Genomic DNA, 26,738 nt, shown 5'->3' with positions numbered 1-26,738 from the left:
CCTTTGGCAGTGTTGGGAGGTAACGTCATGAAATTAGTGGCAGGCGTGGATATTGGAAATGCCACGACAGAGGTAGCCATTGCGACCGTCACAGAGGACCAGCAGGTCGATGTTCTCACGAGCGGCTTCGTAAAAACAACGGGGATCAAAGGAACCCGCCAGAATATTCATGGGGTGCTTGAGACCCTTAAGAGTGCGCTTCAGGACATCAATCGAAAAGTAGAAGACTTGGACTTGATCCGGATTAACGAAGCGGCTCCGGTGATCGGGGATGTCGCGATGGAAACCATTACGGAAACCATTATCACTGAATCGACGATGATCGGCCACAATCCCGCTACACCGGGCGGAATAGGATCAGGTATCGGAAAAACAATCAACATTCATGAGCTGGAAGCGGCGGACAGAGAAGAAGATGTCATCGTGCTGATTGGCAAGGAGGTCGATTTCGAAGACGCCGCCAGAAAAATGAATGAGGCCCTGGATAAAGGAATCAACATTACCGGTGCGATTGCGCAGAAGGATGACGGTGTTCTCATCAGCAATAGAGTGAAGAAGAAAATGCCGATCATTGATGAAGTGACGCTGATCGAGAAGGTGCCGCTTGGCATGAAAGCAGCCATTGAAGTCGCCCCGCCTGGCGGTGTCGTAGAAGTCTTGTCAAACCCATACGGTATTGCGACGGTGTTTGAATTAACGGGCGAGGAGACGAAGCTGATTGTACCGATTGCCCGGGCATTGATCGGCAACCGGTCAGCCGTCGTCATCAAAACACCGAAGGGAGACGTCCAGGCAAGAAGCATCCCGGCTGGAAAAATCAACATCATTGGCAGAAAGAAGGCCACGGTTGATGTCGACGAGGGGGCGGAGAAAATGATGTCTGTCCTCACCGCCTCCGCGCCGATTGAAGATATTAAAGGCGAGCCGGGAACGAATGCGGGCGGAATGCTTGAGCGCGTCAGGCAGGTGATGTCCGAGCTGACGTCACAGCCGCCGGATGCTATTAAAATTCAAGACTTGTTAGCTGTTAATACCTTTAACCCGCAGATGGTGAAAGGCGGATTAGCCGAAGAGTTTTCTATGGAAAACGCGGTGGGCATTGCCGCCATGGTCAAAGCCGATAAATTACAGATGCAAATGATCGCAGATGAACTCCAATCAAGGGTCGATATTGAGGTGGAAGTCGGCGGTGTTGAAGCGGATATGGCGGTTCGCGGGGCGCTTTCTACGCCCGGGACGAACCTTCCTGTTGCGATCGTAGACATGGGAGCGGGCTCAACCGACGCGTCCACGATGACAAGAGAAGGGAACATTACATCCGTTCATTTAGCCGGAGCCGGCGACATGGTCACAATGCTTATTAATTCTGAATTGGGGCTCGATGATATTGATTTAGCGGAAGACATTAAAAAATACCCGCTGGCGAAGGTAGAAAGCTTATTCCACATTCGCCATGAGGACGGAGCGGTCCAGTTTTTTGAAGAACCGCTCGAGCCGCACGTGTTTGCTCGAGTCGTGATTTTAAAGGATGGGTACATGATTCCGATCCCGGGTCAGCATTCCATCGAAAAGATTCGAACCATCCGGCGCGGGGCGAAAGAAAAGGTGTTCGTCACAAATGCGATCCGGGCATTGAGCATGATCTCCCCGACAGGAAATATACGGGAAATGGAGTTTGTCGTATTAGTCGGCGGTTCAGCCCTGGACTTTGAAGTGCCGCAACTGGTGACCGATGCTTTATCTCAATACGGTGTTGTCGCCGGCAGAGGAAATATCAGGGGAACAGAGGGGCCGCGAAATGCGGTAGCCACCGGGCTTGTCTTAGCTCTCCGTGAAGGGAGAAGCGTACAGTGGGTGTGAAGCAAAACAAGAAGGAAGACATGCCGGCGATCCACGTGTACTATCACCCGATGCACCGTGACTCCCTGTCTTTTCAGCCGCTGCTTCACGGCATCGAAGAAGAAGGCGTGCCCATCTTTCTGCAGGAAGGAAGGCAGAATACAGCGCTGGAGTTAGGCTATCAGGCCGCGCTCGATTCCAGCTTAGGTGTCGGGATTGGGGTCGATGAACGCCTCGTTCTTCACTATTCCAAGCTGAAGAAGGACCGGCCGCTGTTTGAAATCGACCAGCCGGAAGCTGCTAAGCAGCGAATTCTCGGGGCGAACGCCGCCAGGCTCGTGAAAGGCATTCCATTTAAAGCATTTGATGAAAACGAGGAGCATACAAGTGCTTCTGAAGAAATAGTATCGAAAGAGGAAATTGCCGCCATTGTGAAGATTGTGGTCAAAAAGCTTCAAGAAATGAACAGGAAGGAGGAAACGAGATGAATGCGTTAGGAATGATCGAAGTCATCGGCATGACAGCGGCCATAGCGGCTGCGGACACGGCAGTGAAGTCAGCGAATGTAACGCTGCTTGGCTATGAACTGGCTAAGGGCCGCGGCATGGTCACGATTAAGTTCGAGGGCGATGTCGGAGCAGCGAAGGCCGCACTCGAAGCCGCTTCCATGGAAGCCGCACGAATAGGCACCGTCGTCAGCCAGCATTTGATTCCAAGACCGCATAAGGAGCTGGAGAAGCTGATTTCTCCTGAAGAGGCAGCCGCTGAATCCTCTTCCTCGGAAAAAGAAGACGCCGGTAAGGCAGCGGATCAACCTGAATTAATCAAAGAGGAAGAAGACAAAGATCAAACCGCTCCATCCGCAGAAAAGAAGCAGGAGGTGGAACAAAAGCCTCAAGAGGGAAAACAGCGGGGCCGCAGACAGAAGAAGGATACGAACGAGGCCAGCCAATCAAATGAACAGTCTGCTGTGTCTGTAGGCGCCAAAGAGGAAAAGAAGGGATAACGACCAAAACACGAGGAGGAAGAGAACATGAGCAATGCATTAGGAATGATCGAAACAAAAGGGTTAATTGGAGCGATTGAGGCGGCGGATGCGATGACGAAGGCAGCGAACGTCACACTGATCGGCTACGAAAAGATCGGTTCAGGACTCATTACAGTCATGGTCAGAGGCGATGTCGGAGCGGTCAAGGCGGCCGTTGATGCAGGGGCCGCAGCCAGTGAGAAGGTGGGCGAAGTAGTATCCGTTCACGTGATTCCAAGACCGCACATGGATGTAGAAAAAATGCTGCCTCTTAGTCCTGTAACGGTTTAACGAAGAGACGGGGAAGGTGGGAGGATGAATATGTCGTTTGATCAAGTAACACAGGAACAAATTATTGAAGAAGTCGTTAAGAGATTGCAAGGCTTAGAGGAAGAGCCGTATGTACCAATCGGTGTGTCCAACCGGCATATCCATCTGTGCCAAAGTGACTTAGAGACTTTGTTCGGGCCAGGCTTCCAGTTAACGAAAATGAAAGATTTAAAGCAGCCAGGCCAGTTTGCCGCTAATGAAACGCTTACGATTACCGGGCCGAAAGGAGAAATCACAAACGTGCGCATCCTTGGACCGGTTAGAAGCAAAACGCAGGTGGAAATTTCGAAGACGGATGGCTTTAAGCTAGGGGTCCTCGCCCCTGTAAGAGAATCGGGAAAAGTGGATGGCACGCCAGGCATGACGTTAAAAGGACCAAGAGGCACGGTTGAACTGAAGGAAGGCGTCATCGTTGCTCATCGGCATATTCATGTACCGCCTGAATTTGCAGAAAAGTATCAATTAAAAGACAAAGATGTAGTAGAAGTAGAGATTGGCAAAGAGCGAAAAGTCATTTTCAGCAATGTGCTTATTCGCGTGTCTGAGCAGTATGCGCTAGAGATGCATCTGGATACAGATGAGGCGAATGCCGCCGGAGTCAAGACGGGCGATATCGGAAAAATCCGGAAAGGCCAAGGAGATTCATGACCATTGATTTAGTCAAGGTCAATGACTATATTGATACTTTTGCTGCCTTGATAGATGAGAAGAAGACGAATGAGTACAAGGGGAAGCTGCACGTCGGTGTTGACCTTGGAACAGCGAATATTGTGCTGGCGGTCGTGGATGAGAGCGGCCAGCCGGTAGCCGGGGCGCTGCAGCCGGCGTCCGTTGTCAGAGATGGGCTGGTTGTTGATTATGTGGAAGCGGTCGAAATTGTCAAGGAGCTCAAAGGTCAGGTGGAGGGTTTGCTTGGGACGACGTTAACACATGCAGCCACGGCTGTGCCGCCCGGTACATCGGTTGGCAACATGAAAGCTTTCTCAAATGTGGTGGAATCAGCCGGGATGGAAATGAAGCGTATTGTCGACGAGCCGACGGCAGCAGCAGCCGTGTTAGGCATTTCAGAGGGAGCCGTCGTGGATGTGGGCGGCGGGACGACAGGCATCAGTATCCTGAAGAACAATCAAGTGGTCTACACAGCGGATGAACCGACCGGGGGCACGCACATGACCCTCGTTCTTGCCGGCAACTACAAGCTGTCTTTCGAGGAGGCCGATAAGCTGAAGAAGGACCCTAACAGGCAACGAGAAGTGTTTCCGGTTATCCGGCCTGTCATTGAAAAAATGGCTTCTATTGTCAACAGGCATGTCAGCCGCTGGGATCTTGATCAAATATATGTGGTTGGCGGAGCGAGCTGCTTCGATGAATTTGAGAAAGTCTTTTATGAGGAAATCGGCATCGACATTATCAAGCCGGCTCATCCTCTTCTCATCACCCCATTAGGCATCGCTTTACATAGCACGAAATGAGGTGAGGAGAATGAGTGGGGAGGAAATGATTGAAGCCATTGTCAATGAAGTCATCAAGCGGTTGCAGGAGAGAATGCAGAAGGCGACGGTTTTCTTTACCGGAGGCGCTTACGGATTTCAGGAATCCATGCAGCAAATCAAGCAGCTCAAGGAGGAAGGCTGGGAGTTAAACGTCCTGCTCTCGAACAGCGCGGCGTACGTATTAACCCCTCAATTGATCAAGGAGGAGCTTGGGATTTCGGAGGTGCATGTAGAGCGTGAGGTCAAAGGACTGAAGCCTTACTATGACGGCATCAGCGCGTTAATCTTTCCGACCTTAACGCTAAATACAGCCGTCAAGGTATCGCTAGGCATCGCGGATAACCTGGCGACGAACCTCGCTTCCCATGTGATCATGAAGGGAATCCCGATCATCGCTGCGAGAGACGGATGTGACCTGCGAAGCCCGATCAGAGAAGAGTTTGGCTTGCATAAAGCGCCGCAGGCTTACGTCAATCAAGTGGATCAATATCTTCATCAGCTTGAAAGCTTCGGCGTCAAGCTGGTAAAAGCAAAGGAGTTGTCTGATGTGGTTCGAGCAAGTGCTCTCCCATGTTTTCACAAAGAAGCGCAAGCGGGCAGCTCCGCAAGAGTCAAGGATGTGCAGAAAAGAGTGCTGACAAGATCAGATGTGATCGAAGCGAAGCAGAAATTTTTTGCTTTACGCGTTTCTTCTGCCACGATTATAAGCCCGCTGGCTCTTGACACAGCCAAGGAGCTGGGAGTAGAACTGATCCGACATAAATAAGTGCAGGTGATAAGGATGTATGTAGGAGTAGTGGTAGGAAGTGTGGTCGCTACGACGAAGGAAGATGATCTTGTAGGCAAAAAGCTCCTCATCGTGCAGAAGGTCCATCCGTCTAAGGGGACAGCTGTAGACAACCGCATGGAGGTAGCTGTCGACAATGTAGGCGCAGGAACAGGCGAGCACGTTCTTGTCACCACGGGAGGAGCAGCGAGAAACGTATTCGGCTCCTCCGTTTCAGTCATTGATGCGGCGATCGTCGCGATCGTTGATTCCATGGAAGTAAATGAACAGGGAAGTGAAGCTTGATGGCAATTTACACAAAGAAGGGCGATAAAGGAGAGACGGGCCTTTTTGGAGGCAGCCGGATTGCGAAGAACAGCTTGAAGGTCAACTGTTACGGAACGCTGGATGAGGCGAATGCTTCCTTGGGCGTCGCCTACTCCTTAGTGACAAATGAGGAATTACGAAACATTATCCGAACCATCCAGCAGGAGCTGTTTGTGGTTGGGGCGGAGCTGGCGAGTGATGAAAAAGGAAGCCAGCTGCTGGAGAAGAAGGTCAATGAAAAGAATGTCGCATGGTTTGAAGAGGTGATTGATCGGTATGAGCAAAAGCTCGGTCCGATTCACGAATTCATCATTCCGGGTGAAACGACTGCGTCAGCGAGCCTTCATTTTTCCCGGTCGATCATCCGGCGGGCGGAGCGGTTAATCGTCGAATTGAGTGAGCATACCGAGGTGCGGAGTGAACTGATCCGGTACGTCAACCGCTTATCCGACGTCCTGTTTATGCTGGCCCGGGCAGAAGTATATTTCAGTTTGTTAGAGGAGGTCAAAAGCAAAGTGGCAGAAAAAATGAAAGAAACACAAAGCACAGCAGCGGTTGTGACACTGGAACTGGCGTATAAAATGGCAAGAGCCGCAGAGGCGAAAGCAGCGGAAATCAACGTGCCGGTCGTATTTTCGGTAGCAGATGCTGCAGGAAATCCGATCCTCGTCCACCGAATGGAGGATGCGCTGCTCGCGAGCTTAGATATTTCGCCAAACAAAGCCTACACGTCTGTTGCTTTAAAAATGGCGACCCATGAGCTTGTCCCGCTCATTCAGCCGGGCGGCGAGCTATACGGCGTGCAGCTTTCCAACCAAGGCAAAATTGTTACGTTTGGCGGGGGCTATCCGCTGAAACTCGGCAACAAAATTATCGGCGGCATCGGTGTAAGCGGCGGCAGTGTCGAAGAGGACATGACGATCGCTGCGGAAGCATTAAAAGTATTTGAACAAGAAAGAGGGTGAACAGATTGGCAGTCCAAGAGAGAGATTTAGAAAGCATCGTCAAGAAGGTATTAGAGGAACTGAGCAGGAAAGAGGAAACCCCTGAAGCAGGACAAGGCGTTTTTGAGGACATGAATGATGCAATTGAAGCGGCCGAGCAGGCGCAGAAAGAGCTGATCAAGCTGTCGCTTGAGGAAAGAGGGGCCATTATTGAAGCGATCCGGGAAGCGTCCAGGAAACACGTAGAGACCTTTGCCCGCATGGCTGTCGAAGAAACCGGCATGGGGAATTACGAGGACAAGGTGCGTAAAAATGTACTCGTTATTGATAAAACGCCCGGCATTGAAGATTTGAAGACAGAGGCGGTATCCGGTGACAACGGACTGACGGTCGTTGAGCTTTCTCCATATGGTGTGATTGGTTCCATTACACCGACAACGAACCCGACAGAAACCATTATCTGTAATTCCATCGGCATGATTGCGGCGGGCAATTCGGTCGTCTTCAGCCCTCATCCGGGGGCGAAGGACACGTCATTAAAAGCGGTCGAGATCATCAACCAGGCTATTGTCGAGGCAGGCGGGCCAAAGAATCTCATCACTTCTATCGCAGAGCCTTCCATCGACCAGGCGAATATTATGATGAGGCATAAAAAGGTGAGAATGCTTGTCGCTACAGGAGGACCTGGAGTGGTGAAGGCGGTCCTGACGAGCGGGAAGAAGGCGATCGGCGCCGGAGCGGGAAATCCGCCTGTCGTGGTCGACGAAACGGCGGATCTGGAAAAAGCGGCGAAGGATATTGTCGATGGCTGCAGCTTCGATAACAACATCCCGTGTGTCGCAGAAAAAGAGCTGTTCGTCGTGGAAGCGGTCGCTGACTACTTAGTGTTCCATATGAAGAAGCATGGTGCTTTTCAATTGAACGATCCGAAGCACGTAGAGAAGCTGACCGAGCTGGTTGTGGATAACGGGCATGCGAACAAAGAGTTTGTCGGGAAAGACATCCAGTATATCCTCAAGCAAATCGGCGTGGACGCTCCTCAGGATGCCCGCATTGCGATTATGGATGTAGGGGCTGATCATCCGTTAGTGTCAGCTGAATTAATGATGCCGATCCTTCCGGTGGTCCGTACAGCGAATGTGGATGAAGCGATTGAGCTCGCGGTAGAAGCCGAGCACGGGTTCCGCCATACGTCCATTATGCATTCGAAAAACATCGACAACTTAACGAAGTTCGCGAAAGCGATCCAAACGACGATTTTTGTGAAAAACGGTCCTTCCTATGCCGGGCTCGGTGTCGGCGGTGAAGGCTACACAAGCTTCACCATTGCCGGACCGACGGGAGAAGGTCTCACATCTGCGAAGGATTTTGCCAGAAAACGCAAGTGTGTGCTTGTTGACAGTTTATCTGTCCGCTAACAGGGCGAAAAAGCAGCCGCGTATGTCGGAGGAGAGCCAATGAATATGTTTTCCATGCAGCCGAGCATCTACCACGGCAGCGATTCACTACAGTATTTAAAAAAATTAAAGGCAGAGAAGATATTCCTTGTCGCCGATAAGCAGGTCATCCATACGCACATTGCCGGAAAGGTGATCAACCGTTTAAAGGAAGCGTCGATCCATGTGTTTTCCGATATAGAAGGCACACCGTCCTTAACGGCTGTCAAAAAGGGACTGGCCTCCTTTCTGAAGGAAAAGCCGGAGGTCATCCTGGCGCTCGGGGACAGTGGAGCCATCGAAGCGGCAAAAGCGGTTCTCTTTTTCTATCGTCAGATGGCGATCCCCGAGAAGAGGAAGCCGCTCCTGATTACGATTCCAACAGTAAGCGGCACGGGTTCCGAGGTGACGCCTTATGCAGCCATCATAAACGATGATAAGAGAATGCCTTTACAGGATGAATGGATGCAGCCGGATGCGGTGGTTTTAGATGCCGAGCTGAGCGCTTCTGTTCCGCCTGAGGTGACGGCGGATATGGGGATGGACCTGCTGACTCATGCGATCGAGTCCTATGTTTCACCAAAAGCGACCACGTTCACCAGCCTATTTTCAGAGAAAGCTATTCAGCTAGTTTTTACGTATTTATTGAGGGCTTACCGGTTTGGAGAGGATCTGACCGCAAGGGAGAATGTGCAGCTGGCGTCTTGCATGGCAGGGATGGCGTATGCGAATTCCTCCTTAGGGATTAATCACGGGATCGCTCACGCCATGGAAATGAGACTTCCGCTGTCCCACGGCAGAAGCAATGCGATGCTGCTTCCGTACATGATTGAGTATAACGGCGGGCTATGTGACGGAACGATTGACACGTCGGAGGCGGCAAAAAAGTATGGCGAGATTGCCAGTCTGCTAGGTCTTCCTTGTGCCACATTAGAAGAAGGCGTCAGGAGCCTGTCGACAGCCGTTAAGCTTCTCAATAAAAAGTTCAACATTCCGCTTACCTTTCAAGATGCTCATATTGACAAGGATCTATTTGAAGAAAGCATTCCGCTCATCGCCAAGGAAGCGATGCAGGACGTCTGCACAGCTGGAAACCCGAAGCAGGTCAAGGAAATGGACATTATTTATCTATTAAAATGGGCATACACAGGCTGACCTCTTCATACGCTATGATGTATGCGAGACATTCGTACAAAAAACGTACGCCGTACGCCAACGGTAAAAAATAACCATTCAATGGGAGGCTCTTATGACAAATATCATTTTCGTATCGCCGGGTAAATATGTACAAGGTAAAGGGGCTTTAACAAGTATTGGAGAGCATGTGAAGCAGCTTGGCCGAAAGCCGTTGATTTTGTCTGGAAGAACAGCATGGGGCGTCACAGGGGAAACGATCCGAAACAGCCTGCAGGCAGAAAGCATTGATTTCCGCTTCGTTCAATTTAACGGCGAATCTTCAATTAATGAAGTGAACCGGATCAAAAGAGAAGGCGAGGCGCACGGAGCGGACATCGTAATCGGCGTCGGCGGAGGAAAAGCGCTCGATACCGCCAAAGCCGTGGCAGATGAACTGAATGTCGGCGTGGTCATCGTACCGAGTATCGCCTCTACTGACGCACCAACGAGCGCTTTATCGGTTATTTACACAGATGAAGGTGTCTTTGAAGCGTATAAATTCTACAATAAGAACCCTGACCTTGTCCTTGTCGATACGGCGATTATTGCGAAAGCCCCGGCCAGACTGTTTGCTTCGGGGATCGCGGATGCGATGGCCACATGGGTGGAGGCGAGAGCGACATTCAACGGCAACGGCACTGCGATGGCCGGCGGACGGACAAGCATCGCCGCCGTAGCGATTGCGCAGAAGTGTGAAGAGACGCTGTTCAATCATGCGATTCCAGCCTATAAAGCCGTGCAAAAAGGTGTGGTTACGAAACATGTAGAAGCAGTGGTGGAAGCGAATACATTGCTGTCAGGCTTAGGCTTTGAAAGCGGAGGACTCGCCGGTGCTCATGCCGTTCATAACGGATTCACCGAGCTTGCGGGAGACATCCATCACTTAACCCACGGCGAAAAGGTCGCATACGGCACCCTTGTCCACCTCATGCTGGAATTCCATCCGGAAGAAGAGCTGCGCAAATACATCGCGTTCTACCAAAAGCTCGGACTGCCGACGACATTAAAAGAACTGCACTTAGAAAATGTCACGTACGAAGAGCTGTTGAAGGTCGGAAAAGCCGCCACGCAAGAGGGAGAAACGATGAAGAACCTGTCTCCGGACATTACAGCCGAAGACGTAGCGAACGCCATCCTGGCAGTGGATCAGCTGAGTGCACCGGCGGCGAAAGAAGTGCTGGTTTAATTATATAGTAGAAAAGGGCTGCAGACCTTATGTCTGCAGCCTTTAGCTTGTGGACAAACCTCTGGCATAGTGTGTTCCAGCTGCTTTTATCCCAAACTTGTCAATAAAACCATTATTCCATTAGTTAACCCGTGAATCATAACGGATGGCCAGATCGAGTGGGTACGCTCATACGCTAAAGCAAAAATCATCCCGCTGAAGAAATTGACCGGCATGACATTATACGTTGGAATGTGAATGATCGTAAAGGTGAGCGAGCTAAGTAAAAGAGCTCCCACAAATCCAACACGCGTACGTAACCAGCGGTATAAAAAGCCGCGATAAAAAATTTCTTCATAGATAGGAGAGATAACAGCCGCAGAGACAAAGGCAATGAGAATCGTCAGGAAGGTGACGTTTTGCTGCATAGCCTCTGTTTTGCTGTTCTCCCACGAATTCCCCATTAAGCTAGTGAGCACCATAATGATCACGGCACCAGCCAGTAAGATCATAGAATATATAACAATGATTTTCCAATCCTTCACCGCGAACGCTTTTACCCCTACTTCGCGCCAAGACAGTTTTTTGGGACGAAGAGCGATAAAATAAACACCTAGAAGGAGAATCACCGCGATGGTTAACCCCATGAATGTGCCAGCATATAGCTCATCATCAAACCAGCGGGAATAAATGGGGCGGACAACGAATTTCACACATCCAATGACAAACGCAAATTCAAGCAGCATTAATAATATGAACTCTTTCATCCCCCAGGGGTCTTGGCTTTTCCAGTTCGCCTGGTTTATTTCCATCGGTCATCCCTCTTCCTATATATGGTATACTTCAACTATATGAGATGACGTTACGTCACCTGCAAGCTATTTTTTTAGGAGGTCATGAAATGAAACGATGGACGACTGGGGAGGTAGCTAAACAGCGAAACATATCCATTCGCACGCTTCGTTACTATGATCAGATTCATCTCCTTACACCAAGCTTTAGGGAGGATAATGGGAAGCGGTACTATTCAGAAGAGGACTTATTTAAACTGGAAAAAATACTTATTCTAAAATCTCTTTCACTTCCATTAGAGGACATCCGCAGTCTATTAGATAAACTATCCTACAAACAAATCCTCATTTCCCACTACAATTATCTGCAGGAACAACTCTCGAAATGGCAAACAAGTCTTTCTCATACGGCCTCATTAATTAATATGATTGATTTGGAAGAAGCTCTATCTTGGGAGCGGGTTTCCGAACTTGTCCGCCATTCACAAAATCGCTCTAAAAAATGGACGGACTATTTTCAGGAAGAGGAAAAAGCCTTGTTAGAAAAGACCATTCCAAACCTCAGCAGCAATGACGAGACAACACGGCAATATATTTTGCTGCTGCGGCGAATGGAATGGTGTCTCAAGCATAATATTCAGCCCGAATCAGACGAGGGCTCTCAAATCGGGTCTCAGTTAATAGAGTTGTCAAATGAACATTTTCAAGGAGAGACACAGCTGATGGAGAAATTCTGGGAGGTAAGAAAGCTGCCCGCCGAGGAAACAGGGCTCTATCCGATTTCAGAGGATATACTGGACTTTGCGGAGCGTTGTATGGCTTATGCAGCAACTTAAGAGCGGGGATATGAAATGATGAAAACAACGCCCGAGGGAAGTTATTTCTAACATAAAAAAGCTGCAGACATGTAGTCTGCAGCCTTCCGTGTTGTATTAGTCTCTATTTATCAATCACAATAGATAATTTATAATTGGCATGCTTGTTTAATTCTTCTAGAAATTGATTCATGACTTCGTTAGAGGGGAAGCGGCATTCGAGAAGATAACAGCCGTCTCCGCTAATTTTATAGTTATGGATAACGTGCTGTTCTTGTGTGTCTACGAATGATAGATAGGGCTGATGAAAAATGCTTTCGGTCATGACCGTAATAAAAGCATGCACGATATACCCTAGTTTGACCTGGTTCACGTTAATGGTATACCCTTCAATCACTCCGCTGTCCTCTAATTTTGCCACTCGCGCCGAAGCAGCCGGCCCAGTCAAGTGAACCTTCTCGCCTAATTCTTTCATAGTCATCCGGCTGTTCTTGGATAGCTCCTCTAAGATCTGCCTATCCGTATGATCTAACATGCAGTGAACTCCTTTCATTAATAAAGTCAAACGCCCGAAAGACTTTATTTATTCCGTGTATTCCATGAATGGTTATAGACTAAAATATACATGGTTGATACAGAATTTCAAAGAAGGGGAGTTCGTAAAGATGAATATACAACAAATCCGCAATGCAACCATCGTTGTTGACTATGCAGGAAAGAAGTTTTTAATAGACCCAATGCTGGCAGAAAAGGGGGCGTATCCGCCATTCCCAAATGCCCCAAGACAAGATCAAAATAATCCATTAGTCGAGCTGCCGACTTCCATTGACCAAATCATTAAAGATATTGATGCGGTCATCGTGACTCATCTGCATTACGATCACTGGGATGAGGCTGCTAAAGAAGCACTGCCGAAAGAGATCAAACTGTTTGCCCAAAATGAAGAGGATGCCGCAGAAATTCGCAATGCCGGTTTCCAAAACGTAGAAGTTCTGCAGGAGGATACAGTCTTTGAAGGTATCCAATTAATGAAAACAAAAGGGGAGCATGGACGGGGCGACATCTTGAAGCTTGCCGGTCTCGTGTGCGGCGTGGTCTTCAGGCACCCTGATGAGCAAACATTATATGTAGCCGGAGACACGGTGTGGTATGAAGCTGTTCAAGAAGTTATCGACACACACAAACCGGACATCATCGTGGTAAATGCCGGGGATAACCAATTCTATGAAGGCGGCTCTCTCGTCATGGGGAAAGAGGATGTCTATGAAGTGTACAAGGCTGCCCCTGAGGCGAAAATTATTGCCGTTCATATGGAAGCAGTCAATCACTGGGCGTTGTCTAGAGAAGAATTAAAGAGCTTTGCCAATGAAAAAGGAATCTCCTCTCATGTGTTCGTGCCGGATGACGGCGAAGCATACACATTTTAATTGGAGAGGAAAAGTAAACCAATGAAAAGGCCCTTTATGGGTCTTTTTATTTGAAAAAAGATATCCTTTGGCTGGGGAGTCCATGCAGACTGAAGATAACGATACATCTTCAAAGCCATTCATTCTCATTCAATCTCATTGCTTCTTGAATAAGTGAGGTGAAGACTTCTGGCTGAATGTCTTCCATCTGTTTTATTCTAATATACCTCATTGTTTTTCCTGTACCTTGCAGTAAATGATTGCTGTCCTTATCTTGGAGTGCATTTCCTTTATGAAAACCAAGGTTCACATGTGTTTTGGCCGTTTGAAGATAACAAACGAATCCCTTATAAGAGTAATTAGGCATAGACCATTTAAACTCTTCTTTCAGCTCTGGCGAGGAGGTAAGAATGAGGTTCCTCAAAGCCGTTGTAATGTTTTGAAGATCCTCTGGTAAGTCCGAAATAAATTGATCAACCTCTTTTATTTTTCTTATATGATCAGCCATACAGTGAGCTCCTTTTAATTGTGATTTATGATTATTCTATATTCATGAACAGAAACCATCCACTTTTCACCAACTAATCTAACAATCATCCTACTGTATCTCCGGATTCAAAAAAGCCGCCCGTTCAGGCAGCAGGGTTTGACTATTTTTTCTTGGCGGTTTTAGAAAGATGAGAGTCAAACAAATCAATAATTTCCAAAAATCTTTCTGCTTCTCTAAATGTGTGGTCTGCCAAGAGCGGGTGAATGTTGCTCTTAATACGACAAGCCTCGATTAATTCTCTTGCTGTTTTCTTAAAATCCCGTAAGGAAGCCACGGAAACCCTATTTTGATCCAAGAACTGATCCAGGATGGGTACCGTTTCAGACTGTGGACGCATAGAATCCAAATCAATTGCCTGAAAAACCAATTGATCAAAATCATGACTAAATTCTCTCGCCTGTTCCACTAGCTTTCTTTCGGATGGATCTAAAAGGTGCCCGATAAACTTAGCGTGATCGGCCATAATCTTAAGGAAAAATAAATTTTCTTTAATGATGGTGTCAGGTTCAGGAGCAAGCTTTCCTTTGTTTAGGTCTTTTAAACGTTTAGCAAAATAAGCTGCTTCTCTGCTGACATGGTCAACTAATAACGGATAGTTGTTTTGTGTTTGGATTTCACAGCGCAAAATTAAACCTAGTACTTTTCTCTTGTAGCCCCAAATGGCAACGGCCGCTTGGTACACTTCATTGTTGAAGGCTTGAATATGGTGTATATCCGTGTTTGCGTTAAATCTTGTTAACTTTTCCTCTATTTGTTCAAAGAGGTTAATAAAATAATGGGCTTCTGCGATTAATTGTTTCTGGTCATGGGTAAATCCCAAGCTTAAAAAAAGAGCATGTTCTTTCATAATCCTGGACCAAAATTGAATCTCGTCCAACGACCTTATAACAATCGGATTAGCCATATTCAGCTTATTCATCTGTCCCCTCCTAATTACATACTCCTTCCCTTATTTGTATGTAGGGTTTTTTGCGAAAATCCATACTTTTATAAAACTAACCAGCCTGCTCGTTGAATTGGATAGGAATTCTAGCTCTTTATTTCTCTAACGGTTTCTAGACAGAACTAATAATATTATTATGTTAACAAATTTGATATGCAAACTGCCCCCTATATAAAACCGAAGCCTTTAAGTTTAGGAAACAAGCAAATAGGTAAACTAGAAGATATAAAAATATAGTCGTTTACTAAGACAGTGGCAGGGAGGGGTTCTATTGAGTAAGGATTGGCATCTTGACCCGAGCGCTCCAATAACAGGGACAGATCAAACGATTTTGGATTTCTGGCAATGGGGATTTTCAAATATTCTCATGAACAACTTAAGGGGCGTGTTTGCCGAGTTTTTAGTTGGAACGGCCCTTGGCTGTCTGCAGCAGTCACGTGTAGAGTGGGACACATTTGATTTAGTCTATAACGGTATGAAGATTGAGGTGAAGTCTTCTGCCTACATTCAAGCGTGGCATAAGGATAAATACTCTAATATCAGCTTTAACATCGGAGCCAAGCGAGAATATGATTATACAACAAATAGATATGGCGAAGAGGTCAAGCGACACGCCGATATGTATGTCTTCTGTCTGCTAGAGGAGAAAAATTTAGAGCGCATTGATCCTTTACAAACAACCCAGTGGAAATTCTATGTCGTCTTAACCAAAGAATTAGATCTTCATTTCCCTTATCAAAAAACAATCTCCTTATCTTCCGTGGCGAGAATCACTAACCCATGTACATATGAGGAATTGAAAGCGACGGTAGATGGTTTACTGCAGAAATAAGGACACAGTCCATGGGTTAGCTGTTTTTGAAAGGAATGGATTCGTCACCCGAGCGGCCTTGGCTTTGTCTCGAATATCCGCTTAAAGTGATCCCGGTAAATGAACAGCAGGTAAGCATGCGCGATGAAAAGGATGACGGCTAGAAGAAGCAGTGACTGGTCTAGAAACAGGTGAAGCAAGAGAATATTGACGACGATCGGGGACAACACGGCAAGGGCTAATGGCATGAAGCGGTTCGTTAAAAGCAATAGGCCGCATATCACCTCTAGTGTTTTCTCGACGATTAACAAATAATCAAATTCGAACAATGCCATTGCTTCCGGGCTAGTGGCGATGAACGGTTCAAGACCAAACACCACAAAGAAACCGTTTATGCCGGCAAGCAGAAAAACGAGGCCTAAAAATAGCCTGGCACCATGCATAAGGGTTCTGACCAATTTGTACACCTCCTAGTAGAGTGTATGCAAGGCACAAGAGGATCATCTAAATGAATTGTTCTCTATTTGTTCCCTGTATTCCTTCAGCCGTCTTTTAAAGGTGGCAACGCTGCAGCCTGCGAGTTCTGCGCCCTCAGGCTGGGATAACTTTCCTTCTTCCACTTGCTGGATCGCCTCCAGCAAAGGGCCTTCGATTTTATACTTTTTCGATTTTCGTCCGAATTTCACTCCTTTTTCCCTGGCGTTCTTCCGGCCTTCCTGTGTTCGTTCGATGGCCATGGAACGTTCAAATTCCACAAATGTCTCTAAAACATGGAACAACAGCTTAGTCATAGGGTTTTCCATCGATGCCGCTGTGAAGAGGCCGAGGTTTAAAATATTCACGGTCATTCCTTTCGCCGTTAACTCCGTGACGACTTGTTCTAAGTGGGAAAGGCTTTTGGCGATGGACTCCGGCTTTGTGACTAACAGCATGTCACCGGAACGAAGCTCTTCCAACAGCTGATTAAATTCCTTTTTCTCCGCGTGAGCCCCGCTCGTTATTTCTTTATAGACTTTCGCCGCACCTGCTTCTTTCAAGGTCGTAGCCTGAGCGTCTAATTCCTGCTCATTTGTATTCACCCGCGCATAACCATAAATCATGGCGTTGATCTCCTTTTTGATATTAATTGATCCTACTTTTTGATCCTTTAAAAACATTATACTACAGGGGTTTGTTTAAAATATCAGAAAAATAAATATTTTTGATACGAATTTTTGATACTGATACTAACACGGATGAAGGTTCATCAAATCATGGCAGTTCGATGTTCAATAAGGGCTTTCAGGGTGTGAGGTTCAGCCATTTATCATTCCAGCAGGCTCTTTTTCTATTCAAAGTTAGTAGAAAGGGAAAATGGAGGTTTGCTATAATGGGTGTTAATAAATAACATGACAGGAGACTATATCCATGAGGAAGCCTTACAGTGTGTTGACGGCTGCGCTGCTGGCAGGGGCGATGTTCTTATCCTCCGTCCCGCCCGTATCGGCAGAAGAAGTAATAGAACCAGCGGAAGAGCTGCCGCCGCTGGACCTAGGGGTTGGAATTACGCCATTTACCGATGCGAAAGGAACGAGATACGCAGTCGCTGTGCAGTTTCTTTACAATAATGGTATTGCAAGAGGCATAAGTGAAACTCGGTTTGGGGTAGACGAGCCGATCAAGCGAGTGGATGCGGCTATGATCATCGGTACCTACATGGCGATTGACTACATATTTCCTGACGCGCCGAGAGCTGCATTCAGAGATCTTCCCACCCGGGCTGTAAAAATTGTCTCCGCTCTTAAGGAAGCAGGCATTGTGAATGGAAAGACGGATACTTACTTCGGGTCGGACCTTCAAATTACGCGAGGCGAAGCCGCTATTATGCTGTACAATGCGTTTAAGCCGGAACTAAAAGAGTCTGACCAGCCGCTCACGTTCACGGATGTAACTGGCCGATACGAAGAGCCGGTTCGAGCGCTCGCCGCAGCCGGCATTATACAAGGCAAGACCGAAAGGCAATTCGGCACACATGATCCTTTGACAAGGGGGCAGCTGGCTCTGTTGATGTACGGAAGTTATCTCTATGAGCGCGGAGGGCTGGATCATTCAATTAGGCACAAAACAAGGTTTATTGCCTTTGGGGACAACAATACATCAGGGTCTTATTTTGAAGACCAGTATCCAGAGTATCAAAGCAACAAATGGACAGATCAGGTAGCTGCCGTCTACAGCAGGGAGCTCGCACGAAATATGTATAATGCAGGAGTGAGCGGCGATGACACCAATGAGGGGATGAAAAGGTTCAGGGAAGAGGTGCTGGCCTTATATCCTGACTCGGCAGCCATTATGTTTGGAATGAATGATGCTTTGCTGCTGCCTAATGGCCAGCCGCAAGTAAGCAAAGAGCAGTTTGAACAGAACATCACCAGCATGGTGACTCAACTAAAGGAAAGAAACGTCAAGGTTATGCTTATGACCAACCCGCCTGTACATGAAGAGCTTTATTATGAGTTTCATAGGGAGCAGAATGCAGAACAGCTGTATGCGGACAAAGGCGGCATTCGGAATTGGATCAACAGCTATAACGATATCATTCGCAAGGTCGCTAAAGAACAAGAAGTGGTGCTTGTCGATAATTATGCAAACGCCATCGCAAAGGCAGGCGGAGACACAGATGCGCACATTGCTAAGAGCGGCCTGGTGGATGACCTAATAGGCATTCACTGGAGTCCGAGGGGCAATAGTATGATCGCTTACTCTGTGAAGCACTATCTTTCAAAAAATTGAGATACAAATATGGAGATATAAATACTTATCTAAGAAATCAAGGGAGAAATAGGTTGTGATAGACGGTTTTTGGAAAGAGATAAAAGATTATTTATCAACGAAAAAATATATACAAACACTAAAAGGACGTGCTGAGGCGGAAGTACTGAACATTGATGATACAGCTGTCTATTTAAGGATTAGGAAGGATAATAAAACGATCAAAGCAGAAAAGAAGTATTTTGGAAAGGCTCTATCAATACTAAGTGAGCACTCAAGAGTAAGACAGAGAGACATCCTTGGCGGCGGTGCGGAAAGATACGTACTAGGCATTCTCGTTGGCCTGCCAGGGTTCTGCGGAGCAAGAGATACAGCTACGGGAACCTATTATGTTTATAAAAAGCAATAATGGAAGAGGTGCAGAGAAGGAATCTGCACCTTTTTTACATTTCCAAATAACTTTAGCTTTCTCCTGCATTTACCTTGTACAGTCTGCTTTTAGCATCCCCACTAGTAATGCTTTTCTACAGCCCGCAACAAACACCAGTGTTAAAATACTCCAATTAATGAAAAACATACTCCCGAGTTGCGGTTGTGTGCTCTAAAAAGACAGACTATTATAATTAATATGGATTTGAAAGAGGAGTTATTGTTCATACATAACATTTGGGAGAGATTCGTTTGTATACGCTAAACTTGGAAAATAATCAGCTAGAAGAAATACCGGAAACGACGTTCTTTGAAAATGACTTAAAAGAGCGGCAGCACATTGAAGAGTGGATTCGAAAGAACCCTGAGGTATTAGGGGAGGATTTATTAATTATCGGCCATGAGTACGATCAATTCGAAGTGAACGAGCGGCTTGATCTGCTTGCGTTAGATAAAGAGGGCACCCTGGTCATTATTGAAGTGAAAAGGGATACGACCGGAAGTAATGTTGACTTTCAGGCGTTGAAATACGCTTCTTATTGTGCAAGGCTAAGCCCGCAGGATATCCTTGATCTATATTCGGAGTATACGAGAAAGCATGCGCTGCGGCAGGTCGATCCGGAGAATGAGCTTATGGAGTTCCTGGAAGTGGAAAGCGAAGAAGAGGTAAGGACAATGTTAAATACAAATCAGCGGATCATCATCGTCGGGAAGGAAATTGATAAACGGATTCTTTCTGTTTGTACATGGCTTTATGAAAATAATATTGATATTAAGTGCATCACGTTAAAGCCTTATAAGCTGGAGAACCAGATTATTATCGATACGAATCAAATTCTTCCGCCTGATAAACTGGAAGATTATTATGTTAATAGGAAAGCGGCTGTTAAGGAACGCAAGGTTAATATAGATAATAAAGTATCTGCCTTCCTGCAAGAGGTGTCTGGCTTTATCAACACTCAAACGAATTACACAGCTCATTACGGCGGGAAACGCGATTATTTCCTCGGTCGTCAGTTCTTGAACCTTCCTTGGAAGTTCGTTTTCGCTTACAAAGCTAAAAATGATACAGCTGTCATGTTCATCGAATCAGAAAAGCCGCAAGCGGTGGAGTTAATGAAAGAAATCGCCGGCAGCCAGATTGGAGTATTGAGAGAGACGCTCGGATATGAAGTAGAGCTTATTCGAGGTGTAAAAAACAAGGATCTCTATAAGTTAGTCGTAAGAATAATATTCGACGAAGATCAGTCTCTTGAAGAACGTATTAGGATTTACACCGGTACTTTCGTGAAGTATAAGCAGTTTCTAGAAAGGGCAGCCCAAGAATATATTCTAACGAATCATACATAGAAGCACGAAGTGGCTTACATAGGGACTAACAACAAAAAATGGAGGTTGAGAAAGGTGATTTATTACTTATTTAATGGCGAGAAATCTGTATTAAAAAACGACGTAGGAGAGATCACAACGACATTCCAAAAGGTGAGCGAAAGCCAAGTTAATATAGAAGTGGAAATGAAACATGAGGATACAAGCACGCACGCCACATTTAGAAAGCAGGTTGTGGCAAAAGAGGACGGAAGGCTGCATCATTATCCTATTCAGAAATTTGCTGTGAGGGGAATAAATGCAGGAGAGCATAATACGGTAAAAAAGTATTTCACACATCTGCTGGGAGAAGAAGGTTACCAGGAATTTAGAGAACAATTTCTAAAGGAATATACAGTGCGCCAGGATCTAGAGTTAAACAAGCTGATTGGAAAAGGGTAAAGATAAAAGTGAATGTCGCTTATGTTCTTTGCTTTTGATGATGGGTGAGAGAAGGTTTCTTCTCTTACACATCTTTTTTGCCATATAGGTATTCAAATACGTTGATTCAATATACCACTCTCACCGTCGTACAAGAATATCATGATACTCTGCCTTCTTTCGTTTATGTTAAAATGAAGGTCAAATAAAGGTGAGGGGGATGTGTGTGGAGTTTCTATCGATTCTATCCTTTTTGGGTGCAGCGGTCGTCCTTACCGTTATGCCTGGGCCGGATAATCTGTTCACCTTGGCTCAGAGCATAGGAAAAGGAAGAAATGCAGGGATTTTTACGACACTTGGGCTTTGTACAGGGTTATTAGTTCATATTACGGCTGCGACAATCGGCATATCAGCCGTCGTTTATCATTCAGCTTTAGCATTCAACATAGTCAAATATGCGGGCGCCGCTTATTTGCTGTTCTTAGCGTATAAGTCATTTACAGAAAAAGGTTCAAGCTTCAACCTAGAAGCCGGGGATTCTTTAGACTACAAGTCTTTATATAAAAAAGGAATCATTATGAATCTGTTAAATCCAAAGGTGTCCTTGTTTTTCTTGGCATTTTTCCCACAGTTCATTAATTATGACAACGGCCATGTTTCCGCTCAAATGCTGATTTATGGAGTCTTATTTTTAGTCCAAACTTTGGTGATTTTCACCCTAATCAGCATATTTGCTGGAAAGGTAGGCTCTTTCCTGCGCCAGAGTCCGACGTTATCTAAAAGGATCAATATGATTCAAGGGACTTTATTTACGCTTATAGGGTTAAAAATTGCCTTTAGCCAAAAATAACAGTGAGTGCCTGTAAAGAGCAGCCCAAAGCTGCTCTTTTCTTGTTGAATGAAACCGCTCCGTCAGCGGAAGAAGCTATTTCTTGGCGTAAAAGCAATGAATGATGAGCTCTTCTCCTTTTCCTTTGGTCAATTATACAGACATGCATCATACCTTTTATAAGAGGAAGGTTTCATGACTCGAAGATATAAAGGAAAATAAAAGAGGGAGAAGGTAATGTGACACGTAAAGTGGACTGGACCAAAATACATGACAAGTCAACGGAGGCACTGGAGGATGAATTGAACATCATTCGAACGGTCATCATTCATCATGATCCCAAATACTTGATTCCTGAACTGACTCTTTTTTGTTATCTTTTCTTAAACAAGAGGGTAGTCGAGCCAGGGTACTTAGAATACTTATACGGGTTAATCATTTCGGAAGGAAGACAAAAGGAATATAAAGGGCGCTTCTCCTGGGCTGCCATAGAAGGGGTCATGCAAAGCTTGGAGAGCTTCTTTGAGAATTGGGTGTACTCCAATCTTTCGCGAAAGGTGAAGGACTTGAAGGACCAGAGGGAGAAGGAGAAGCAGTTTCTTGCGGCCTCGCTTTCAACGGACTACGTGCTGAATGGCGGCGAAACGAACTACGAGCTTTTAAAAAGCCAAGTCATGAACGTATTTCAATCGTCCAGGAAATGGATGAAGAAAAACGAAGGGTTCACGATCACCCAAGTGTTTCACATCATTGAAGCGATCACCGGCTTGTATGAACAGCGGTTATCCGCCTTTAAGGAGGACATCGTGATTGCCAGCCAGGATCTCATGGACCGGCAGTACTGCCTGATGGCCGGGAAGGCTTCTGCCAGTGAGGAAGAGCGGGAATCTCAAAGACTGTATAAGGAGAACAGGAAAGAGCTGTTGGCTCGCTATGTAAGCAATCGTTACGAACAGGTGAAGAAAGATATTCTATTGATCACAGAAGAAGATTTGATGGGCTATGAGCCGAATTTGGATAAAAAGGCACTCCATCATTTTATCCAACGGTTTTCTTCTTATATCGATAAGCCGCATCCCGATTTTAAATACCCGACCGATGATAATCCATTTAGGGAACGGCCTATTGTAAGCTTCGGCGATACGTTCATTGTGCCAAGTATACTGAGTCTTGTGTGGGCGGTGCAGAAGGAAATAGAGAGCGATATCTTAATGGATGAAGAGTATCGGGAGACCTACACAGAGAAAAAGGGGCGTTTTTTAGAGGATGAGGTGAATCAAGTATTTAAGAAGATTCTTCCTGGCTGCCAGGTGTATAGTCCTGTGCATTATTATATTGAGGAAAATGGCGAAAAGAAAAGGTGCGAGCTGGACCACCTGATCATGTATGATTCCAATCTTTTTTTGGTAGAATCCAAGAGCGGCCGGTTTACAAAAACGGCAAGAAGAGGCGCGTTTCTCTCCTTTCAGTCGAGCATTGTGGATAACATCGAGAAAGCCTTTGTACAGGCACGCCGGGCGAGAAAGTATATTAATGACAACGAGCGCCCCGTTTTCAAAAATAAGAGCGGCAAGAAAATCCTGACACTAGATAATAAAGAAAAGTACTTTAACTTGTTCCTCCTGAATATTACGCTCGATAATTTCGGGCAGGCGGCGACCAACTTACACAAGCTTCGTGATATCGGAGTGTACCGGTACAAGGAGTATCCTTGGTCCGTCCATTTAAATGATTTAAAGAAAATAGCTGAGTTTATTGAATTTCCAAGCCAATTTCTGCATTATGTTCACAGGCGCTTGAAGGTGAGCAACCGCTTAGACATGAAGTCTGTGATCAGGTCCTCGCGTGAGCTCGACTTATTTTACAACTATCTCGTACAAAACTTATACTTTGATGACATTACAAGCAACGATCTTATTATATTGGAGAGCGGCGGAGAGAATTTGCTGAACCATTATCTCAGCCGGCAGGGCCACAAGGAAAAGCCCCGGCAAGCCATCTCGGCAGGAATGAAAGCCATCATCCGCAGACTAGAGCAAAGCCGCCAATTCGGGCATTCTTATATCATTATGCAGCTGTTGGAGATGAATGCGAATGCCAGAAAGCACATGGAGCGTACGATCGATGCTGTGCTGGACACCTCCCGCAAACATAAAGGAAAGATCACAGAAGCCGTCATGAAAATGGAGGAGGCCGATTTAGGGGTTAGCATCATTGCCTGTGAGGCCTCCGCATTAAACCATGAGAACTGGCTGGCCAGGTGCTATATGCGAATGTACGAGCATCAAACCTCGAGCTGGTTGGGCCTCATCAACTATACGGATAAAGCCACCGGAGAAAAGGTCGATGCCGTGTTAATGATCGCCCGAAAAGAACCGCTTAAAGAGGATCCGCAGCTGGATGAACTACTCGACAAAATCGGGCGGACGGTATAAAGGACAGCATGACTTTTTTTAAGTGAAACGAACAGTGAGCCGCTATCCGCTCACTTTTTTTGTTTGCGTCAGGCAATTACCTAATGGTTCGCCTTTTCTTTAATATGAGTGAACGGGAAGGAATTTATGTATATTACGCATAATGGCCATGCAGTTGGAAACATTATTTACTGTGAAAGGAGGGAAATCATCATGAAGAAAAAATTATCTTCTATGTTATGTGCTTTGCTTTTAACGACAATGACACTTGGTGTATCTGTTCATGCGGAAGACAACAATATGCATGCGGATAACGATAACAATAATGGTGTGACGACTAGAAACGTCAATACAGCTACTGATAATAATACTGCCGCTGCTGCTGACGACGATACTAATTGGGAATGGCTCGGTTTATTAGGGTTAGCCGGCTTACTTGGGCTTAGAAGAAGAGACAGAGAAGTACGTGAATAATCGTAAGCATGTTTGTCTTTATCGATTGGCTATTTAGGCTGACAAATAAATAATGAATCGAATGGAACTGTAAGCATCCAATTCAATTGGATGCTTATGCTTGCTGGCAGATGAAGATTAGCGATATACAGTTGGTCTTATTATTCTTTACATATTATAGGGTTTACCTTGGAAGGGCGAATACTTTCCATACATTATGATCCGTTTATTGACAATAATGTGTATTAAAATTATAATAAATCTGATTTTGGTTAAAATAGATCAGTTTTACATGGCCAAAGGCTGCTTGATTTTTTATTTTAGTCGATTAACCCTCAAAATTTTATATTGATCGGAAATAGGTGCAAGTTAGAGCATTATAAGGCTCTAACCGCTTAAAAGGGAAGCCGGTTAAACTCCGGCACGGACCCGCCACTGTGATGGGTTACAGCATTCAATGCTGAATACGTTCAGAAAAACCACTGGGTTTATACCTGGGAAGGTTTGAATGTTATGCCCTAAGTCAGGAGACCTGCCTGTTTTAACAACACCGTCAGACCTACGGGATCATGGGAAGGTGGTTAGAATGTTGATAATCATTCGTCTGAATCTATTTCTCTATCTATCTAGTGATATTGGACTATTCAGTCGTTCTTTCATTTATTAAAAAGCATTTCTGACCTCTTAAGCCGGTCGGAAATGCTTTTTTATTTTATTACATATTAATTGGGGGTTCATTACGGTGAAAAACAGTGTTCAAAGAAAGATGCTAGGTTTCTTGGTGGTTTTCTGCAGTCTCATCCTTTCTTTATCTGGATGTGCCAAGGATGAAGAAGCGGACACTGCAGCTGCAGTGTCCGAAAAGAAAGCAACTTTGGCCTTTCCATGGAGTCCGACAAGCCTTGATCCACACGGCAATGACAGCTGGGAAGTCATGCGTTCAGGTACAGCGGAGACTTTAGTGAAGCTAAATGAAGAGCTCGAAGTTACTCCTTGGCTGGCGAAGGAATGGACACAGGAAAATGACAAGACATGGGTATTCAAGCTGGAGGAAAATGTACGTTTCCATAATGGAAAAACAATGGACGCAGCTAGCGTGAAAGAATCATTAATGCGCTCTCTAGAGAAAGATACTAAAGTAAAGGACTTGCTGCAGGTAGAATCCATGGAAGTACTTTCAGAAAACGAATTAAAAATTGTTACGAAACAACCTAATGCCGCTTTGGCCGCTCATTTAGCTGATCCGTCAACCATCATTGCTGATGTGGCGACCATAGAAGAGAAGAATAGTTACCCCGCGCTTACGGGGGTGTTTAAATTTAAACAGTTTACAAAGGATGAAGACTTAATTGTAGAGAGATATGAAGATTACTGGGGAACACAAGCGCTGCTTTCAGAAGTCACCATTAAATTTATTCCGGACGGAAACACGCGTTTGATGGCACTGCAGTCGGGAGATGTCGATGCAGCAACGGATATCCCAATTGATAATATCTCTTTATTGAAAAAGAACGAGACGTTTGATGTATTGACAGCTCCTTCGCTCCGGACCCACCTATTGCTTTTTAATATGAATTCCCCTCTATTTAAGGAATTGAACTTGCGGCAAGTCATTGATCGATCCATTCCGCGGGAGGATATTATTCTGTCAATTATGATGGGGCAAGGTACAGAAGCAAAGAGCCCATTCCCGGAAATATTGCCATTCGGCAAAGGAGAGAGGGAAGAGACGAAGGGATCGGTTGAACAATTAATGGAACAGAGCGGGTGGAAGAAAAACCCCGATGCTATATGGGAAAAGGAAGGGAAAGCATTTGAAATTACACTGTTAACTTTTCCGCAGCGACCAGAACTAACCGTAATGGCAGAAGCTATACAAAGTGAGCTATTGGCTAAAGGAATGAAGGTCAACATTCGTCAGGTGGAGAATATTGACGAGGCACTCATAAATGATGAGTGGGATTTGTCTATGTACAGCATGTTAACGGCACATACAGGCGACCCTCAATATTTTTTAAATATCTTCTATCGGTCCGATAGTGAAGCAAATATCAGCCACTATGCTTCATCCCATCTTGATGACATGATTGATGAATTGAATCGTACCGTTGACTCAACTAAACGCAACCAATTGGCATTACAAATCCAAGAAGTGATCAATCAAGATTTGCCGCAGTCGTTCATCGTCCATCCAAAAACAGTATTTGGTGTTAGGAATAACGTGAAAGAATTTACGCCTCATCCGATTGAATATTACTATATTCATTCTCAAATTGATGTAACAAAGTGAGGGAGGA

29 protein-coding genes and 1 riboswitch are annotated in these 26,738 nt (G+C 45.7%); of the genes, 23 read left to right on the top strand and 6 right to left on the bottom strand.

Features of this window, described 5'->3' with window-relative positions:
* Positions 1 to 27: 27 nt before the first annotated feature.
* From QY97_RS05230 to QY97_RS05175, 12 genes are all read left to right on the top strand, one after another.
* On the top strand, positions 28 to 1,860 hold the full coding sequence (locus tag QY97_RS05230; RefSeq protein WP_039235369.1) for a diol dehydratase reactivase subunit alpha: 1,833 nt from the start codon (positions 28 to 30) through the stop codon (positions 1,858 to 1,860).
* Entirely contained in the window at positions 1,851 to 2,327 is a 477-nt protein-coding gene (locus QY97_RS05225) for a glycerol dehydratase reactivase beta/small subunit family protein (RefSeq protein ID WP_232506246.1), read from the top strand. The genes QY97_RS05230 and QY97_RS05225 overlap by 10 nt, the downstream gene beginning before the upstream one ends.
* On the top strand, positions 2,324 to 2,845 hold the full coding sequence (locus QY97_RS20955) for a BMC domain-containing protein (RefSeq protein WP_046128678.1): 522 nt from the start codon (positions 2,324 to 2,326) through the stop codon (positions 2,843 to 2,845). The genes QY97_RS05225 and QY97_RS20955 overlap by 4 nt, the downstream gene beginning before the upstream one ends.
* 27 nt (positions 2,846 to 2,872) lie before the next feature.
* Positions 2,873 to 3,157, top strand: a complete 285-nt coding sequence (gene pduA, locus QY97_RS05215; protein ID WP_039235366.1) for a propanediol utilization microcompartment protein PduA — start codon at positions 2,873 to 2,875, stop codon at positions 3,155 to 3,157.
* 30 nt (positions 3,158 to 3,187) lie between these two features.
* Complete coding sequence (gene pduL / locus QY97_RS05210; RefSeq protein WP_039235363.1) at positions 3,188 to 3,844, top strand: phosphate propanoyltransferase; 657 nt, start codon at positions 3,188 to 3,190, stop codon at positions 3,842 to 3,844.
* On the top strand, positions 3,841 to 4,668 hold the full coding sequence (gene eutJ / locus QY97_RS05205; RefSeq protein WP_039235359.1) for an ethanolamine utilization protein EutJ: 828 nt from the start codon (positions 3,841 to 3,843) through the stop codon (positions 4,666 to 4,668). Before pduL ends, eutJ begins: the two co-directional genes overlap by 4 nt.
* A 10-nt stretch (positions 4,669 to 4,678) precedes the next feature.
* Positions 4,679 to 5,455, top strand: a complete 777-nt coding sequence (locus QY97_RS05200; RefSeq protein ID WP_039235356.1) for a flavoprotein — start codon at positions 4,679 to 4,681, stop codon at positions 5,453 to 5,455.
* Positions 5,456 to 5,470: 15 nt separating this feature from the next.
* The gene (locus QY97_RS05195) at positions 5,471 to 5,761 is read left to right on the top strand and encodes a EutN/CcmL family microcompartment protein (RefSeq protein ID WP_039235353.1); all 291 of its coding nucleotides are present in this window, start codon (positions 5,471 to 5,473) and stop codon (positions 5,759 to 5,761) included.
* Positions 5,761 to 6,747, top strand: coding sequence for a cob(I)yrinic acid a,c-diamide adenosyltransferase (locus tag QY97_RS05190; protein ID WP_039235351.1), 987 nt, complete (start codon positions 5,761 to 5,763; stop codon positions 6,745 to 6,747). Before QY97_RS05195 ends, QY97_RS05190 begins: the two co-directional genes overlap by 1 nt.
* Before the next feature lie 5 nt (positions 6,748 to 6,752).
* On the top strand, positions 6,753 to 8,144 hold the full coding sequence (locus QY97_RS05185) for an aldehyde dehydrogenase family protein (protein WP_039235348.1): 1,392 nt from the start codon (positions 6,753 to 6,755) through the stop codon (positions 8,142 to 8,144).
* 39 nt (positions 8,145 to 8,183) lie between these two features.
* Positions 8,184 to 9,317, top strand: a complete 1,134-nt coding sequence (locus QY97_RS05180) for a 1-propanol dehydrogenase PduQ (protein ID WP_039235345.1) — start codon at positions 8,184 to 8,186, stop codon at positions 9,315 to 9,317.
* A 94-nt stretch (positions 9,318 to 9,411) separates the two neighbouring features.
* Positions 9,412 to 10,524 (top strand): glycerol dehydrogenase, encoded by a 1,113-nt coding sequence (locus QY97_RS05175; RefSeq protein WP_039235342.1) that lies wholly within the window; start codon positions 9,412 to 9,414, stop codon positions 10,522 to 10,524.
* 86 nt (positions 10,525 to 10,610) lie between these two features.
* Here the strand turns inward: QY97_RS05175 and QY97_RS05170 are convergent, their stop codons facing one another.
* Positions 10,611 to 11,315: a CPBP family intramembrane glutamic endopeptidase gene (locus QY97_RS05170; protein ID WP_039235339.1), complete on the bottom strand. Its 705-nt coding sequence runs from the start codon at positions 11,313 to 11,315 to the stop codon at positions 10,611 to 10,613.
* Positions 11,316 to 11,404: 89 nt separating this feature from the next.
* On the opposite strand from QY97_RS05170, the gene QY97_RS05165 reads away from it, so the two are divergent.
* Positions 11,405 to 12,130, top strand: a complete 726-nt coding sequence (locus QY97_RS05165; protein ID WP_039235337.1) for a MerR family transcriptional regulator — start codon at positions 11,405 to 11,407, stop codon at positions 12,128 to 12,130.
* 103 nt (positions 12,131 to 12,233) lie between these two features.
* Here the strand turns inward: QY97_RS05165 and QY97_RS05160 are convergent, their stop codons facing one another.
* Complete coding sequence (locus QY97_RS05160) at positions 12,234 to 12,644, bottom strand: Lrp/AsnC family transcriptional regulator (RefSeq protein WP_039235333.1); 411 nt, start codon at positions 12,642 to 12,644, stop codon at positions 12,234 to 12,236.
* A 130-nt stretch (positions 12,645 to 12,774) separates the two neighbouring features.
* Here QY97_RS05160 and QY97_RS05155 point away from each other — a divergent pair, with 130 nt between their 5' ends.
* The gene (locus tag QY97_RS05155; RefSeq protein ID WP_039235330.1) at positions 12,775 to 13,536 is read left to right on the top strand and encodes an MBL fold metallo-hydrolase; all 762 of its coding nucleotides are present in this window, start codon (positions 12,775 to 12,777) and stop codon (positions 13,534 to 13,536) included.
* Positions 13,537 to 13,645: 109 nt separating this feature from the next.
* Here QY97_RS05155 and QY97_RS05150 read toward each other — a convergent pair whose 3' ends face one another.
* Together QY97_RS05150 and QY97_RS05145 are read right to left on the bottom strand one after the other, a co-directional pair.
* On the bottom strand, positions 13,646 to 14,023 hold the full coding sequence (locus tag QY97_RS05150; RefSeq protein WP_039235329.1) for a DUF1801 domain-containing protein: 378 nt from the start codon (positions 14,021 to 14,023) through the stop codon (positions 13,646 to 13,648).
* Between the two features lie 142 nt (positions 14,024 to 14,165).
* Positions 14,166 to 14,969: a DUF2935 domain-containing protein gene (locus tag QY97_RS05145; protein ID WP_099098537.1), complete on the bottom strand. Its 804-nt coding sequence runs from the start codon at positions 14,967 to 14,969 to the stop codon at positions 14,166 to 14,168.
* A 310-nt stretch (positions 14,970 to 15,279) separates the two neighbouring features.
* Between QY97_RS05145 and QY97_RS05140 the strand changes: the two genes are divergently transcribed.
* Positions 15,280 to 15,840 carry a hypothetical protein gene (locus QY97_RS05140; RefSeq protein ID WP_039235326.1) on the top strand — a complete coding sequence of 187 codons (561 nt, stop codon included), beginning with the start codon at positions 15,280 to 15,282 and terminating at the stop codon, positions 15,838 to 15,840.
* Positions 15,841 to 15,884: 44 nt separating this feature from the next.
* Here the strand turns inward: QY97_RS05140 and QY97_RS05135 are convergent, their stop codons facing one another.
* Both QY97_RS05135 and QY97_RS05130 read right to left on the bottom strand, forming a co-directional pair.
* On the bottom strand, positions 15,885 to 16,277 hold the full coding sequence (locus QY97_RS05135; RefSeq protein ID WP_039235324.1) for a hypothetical protein: 393 nt from the start codon (positions 16,275 to 16,277) through the stop codon (positions 15,885 to 15,887).
* Positions 16,278 to 16,319: 42 nt separating this feature from the next.
* Positions 16,320 to 16,919: a recombinase family protein gene (locus tag QY97_RS05130; RefSeq protein ID WP_039235321.1), complete on the bottom strand. Its 600-nt coding sequence runs from the start codon at positions 16,917 to 16,919 to the stop codon at positions 16,320 to 16,322.
* Positions 16,920 to 17,226: 307 nt separating this feature from the next.
* Here QY97_RS05130 and QY97_RS05125 point away from each other — a divergent pair, with 307 nt between their 5' ends.
* The 8 genes from QY97_RS05125 to QY97_RS05090 all read left to right on the top strand — a co-directional run bounded on the left by QY97_RS05125 (position 17,227) and on the right by QY97_RS05090 (position 26,731).
* The gene (locus QY97_RS05125; RefSeq protein ID WP_039235319.1) at positions 17,227 to 18,588 is read left to right on the top strand and encodes an S-layer homology domain-containing protein; all 1,362 of its coding nucleotides are present in this window, start codon (positions 17,227 to 17,229) and stop codon (positions 18,586 to 18,588) included.
* Between the two features lie 55 nt (positions 18,589 to 18,643).
* Entirely contained in the window at positions 18,644 to 18,976 is a 333-nt protein-coding gene (locus tag QY97_RS05120; protein WP_039235317.1) for a hypothetical protein, read from the top strand.
* 272 nt (positions 18,977 to 19,248) lie between these two features.
* Complete coding sequence (locus QY97_RS19480; RefSeq protein WP_052728925.1) at positions 19,249 to 20,346, top strand: PDDEXK family nuclease; 1,098 nt, start codon at positions 19,249 to 19,251, stop codon at positions 20,344 to 20,346.
* A gap of 54 nt (positions 20,347 to 20,400) precedes the next feature.
* Entirely contained in the window at positions 20,401 to 20,766 is a 366-nt protein-coding gene (locus QY97_RS05110; RefSeq protein ID WP_039235314.1) for a hypothetical protein, read from the top strand.
* A gap of 205 nt (positions 20,767 to 20,971) precedes the next feature.
* The gene (locus tag QY97_RS05105; RefSeq protein ID WP_039235312.1) at positions 20,972 to 21,595 is read left to right on the top strand and encodes a LysE family translocator; all 624 of its coding nucleotides are present in this window, start codon (positions 20,972 to 20,974) and stop codon (positions 21,593 to 21,595) included.
* A 218-nt stretch (positions 21,596 to 21,813) separates the two neighbouring features.
* Positions 21,814 to 24,009 carry an NERD domain-containing protein gene (locus QY97_RS05100; protein ID WP_039235309.1) on the top strand — a complete coding sequence of 732 codons (2,196 nt, stop codon included), beginning with the start codon at positions 21,814 to 21,816 and terminating at the stop codon, positions 24,007 to 24,009.
* Between the two features lie 192 nt (positions 24,010 to 24,201).
* Positions 24,202 to 24,462, top strand: coding sequence for a WGxxGxxG family protein (locus QY97_RS05095; RefSeq protein WP_039235307.1), 261 nt, complete (start codon positions 24,202 to 24,204; stop codon positions 24,460 to 24,462).
* Between the two features lie 322 nt (positions 24,463 to 24,784).
* Positions 24,785 to 24,995: riboswitch (cobalamin riboswitch) on the top strand.
* A gap of 188 nt (positions 24,996 to 25,183) precedes the next feature.
* Complete coding sequence (locus QY97_RS05090) at positions 25,184 to 26,731, top strand: ABC transporter substrate-binding protein (RefSeq protein ID WP_232506245.1); 1,548 nt, start codon at positions 25,184 to 25,186, stop codon at positions 26,729 to 26,731.
* The last annotated feature ends 7 nt before the right edge of the window (positions 26,732 to 26,738 follow it).

The organism is Bacillus thermotolerans (genome assembly GCF_000812025.2).
GTDB lineage: Bacteria > Bacillota > Bacilli > Bacillales > Domibacillaceae > Quasibacillus > Quasibacillus thermotolerans.
This window is presented reverse-complemented; position numbering and strand designations above follow the sequence as displayed.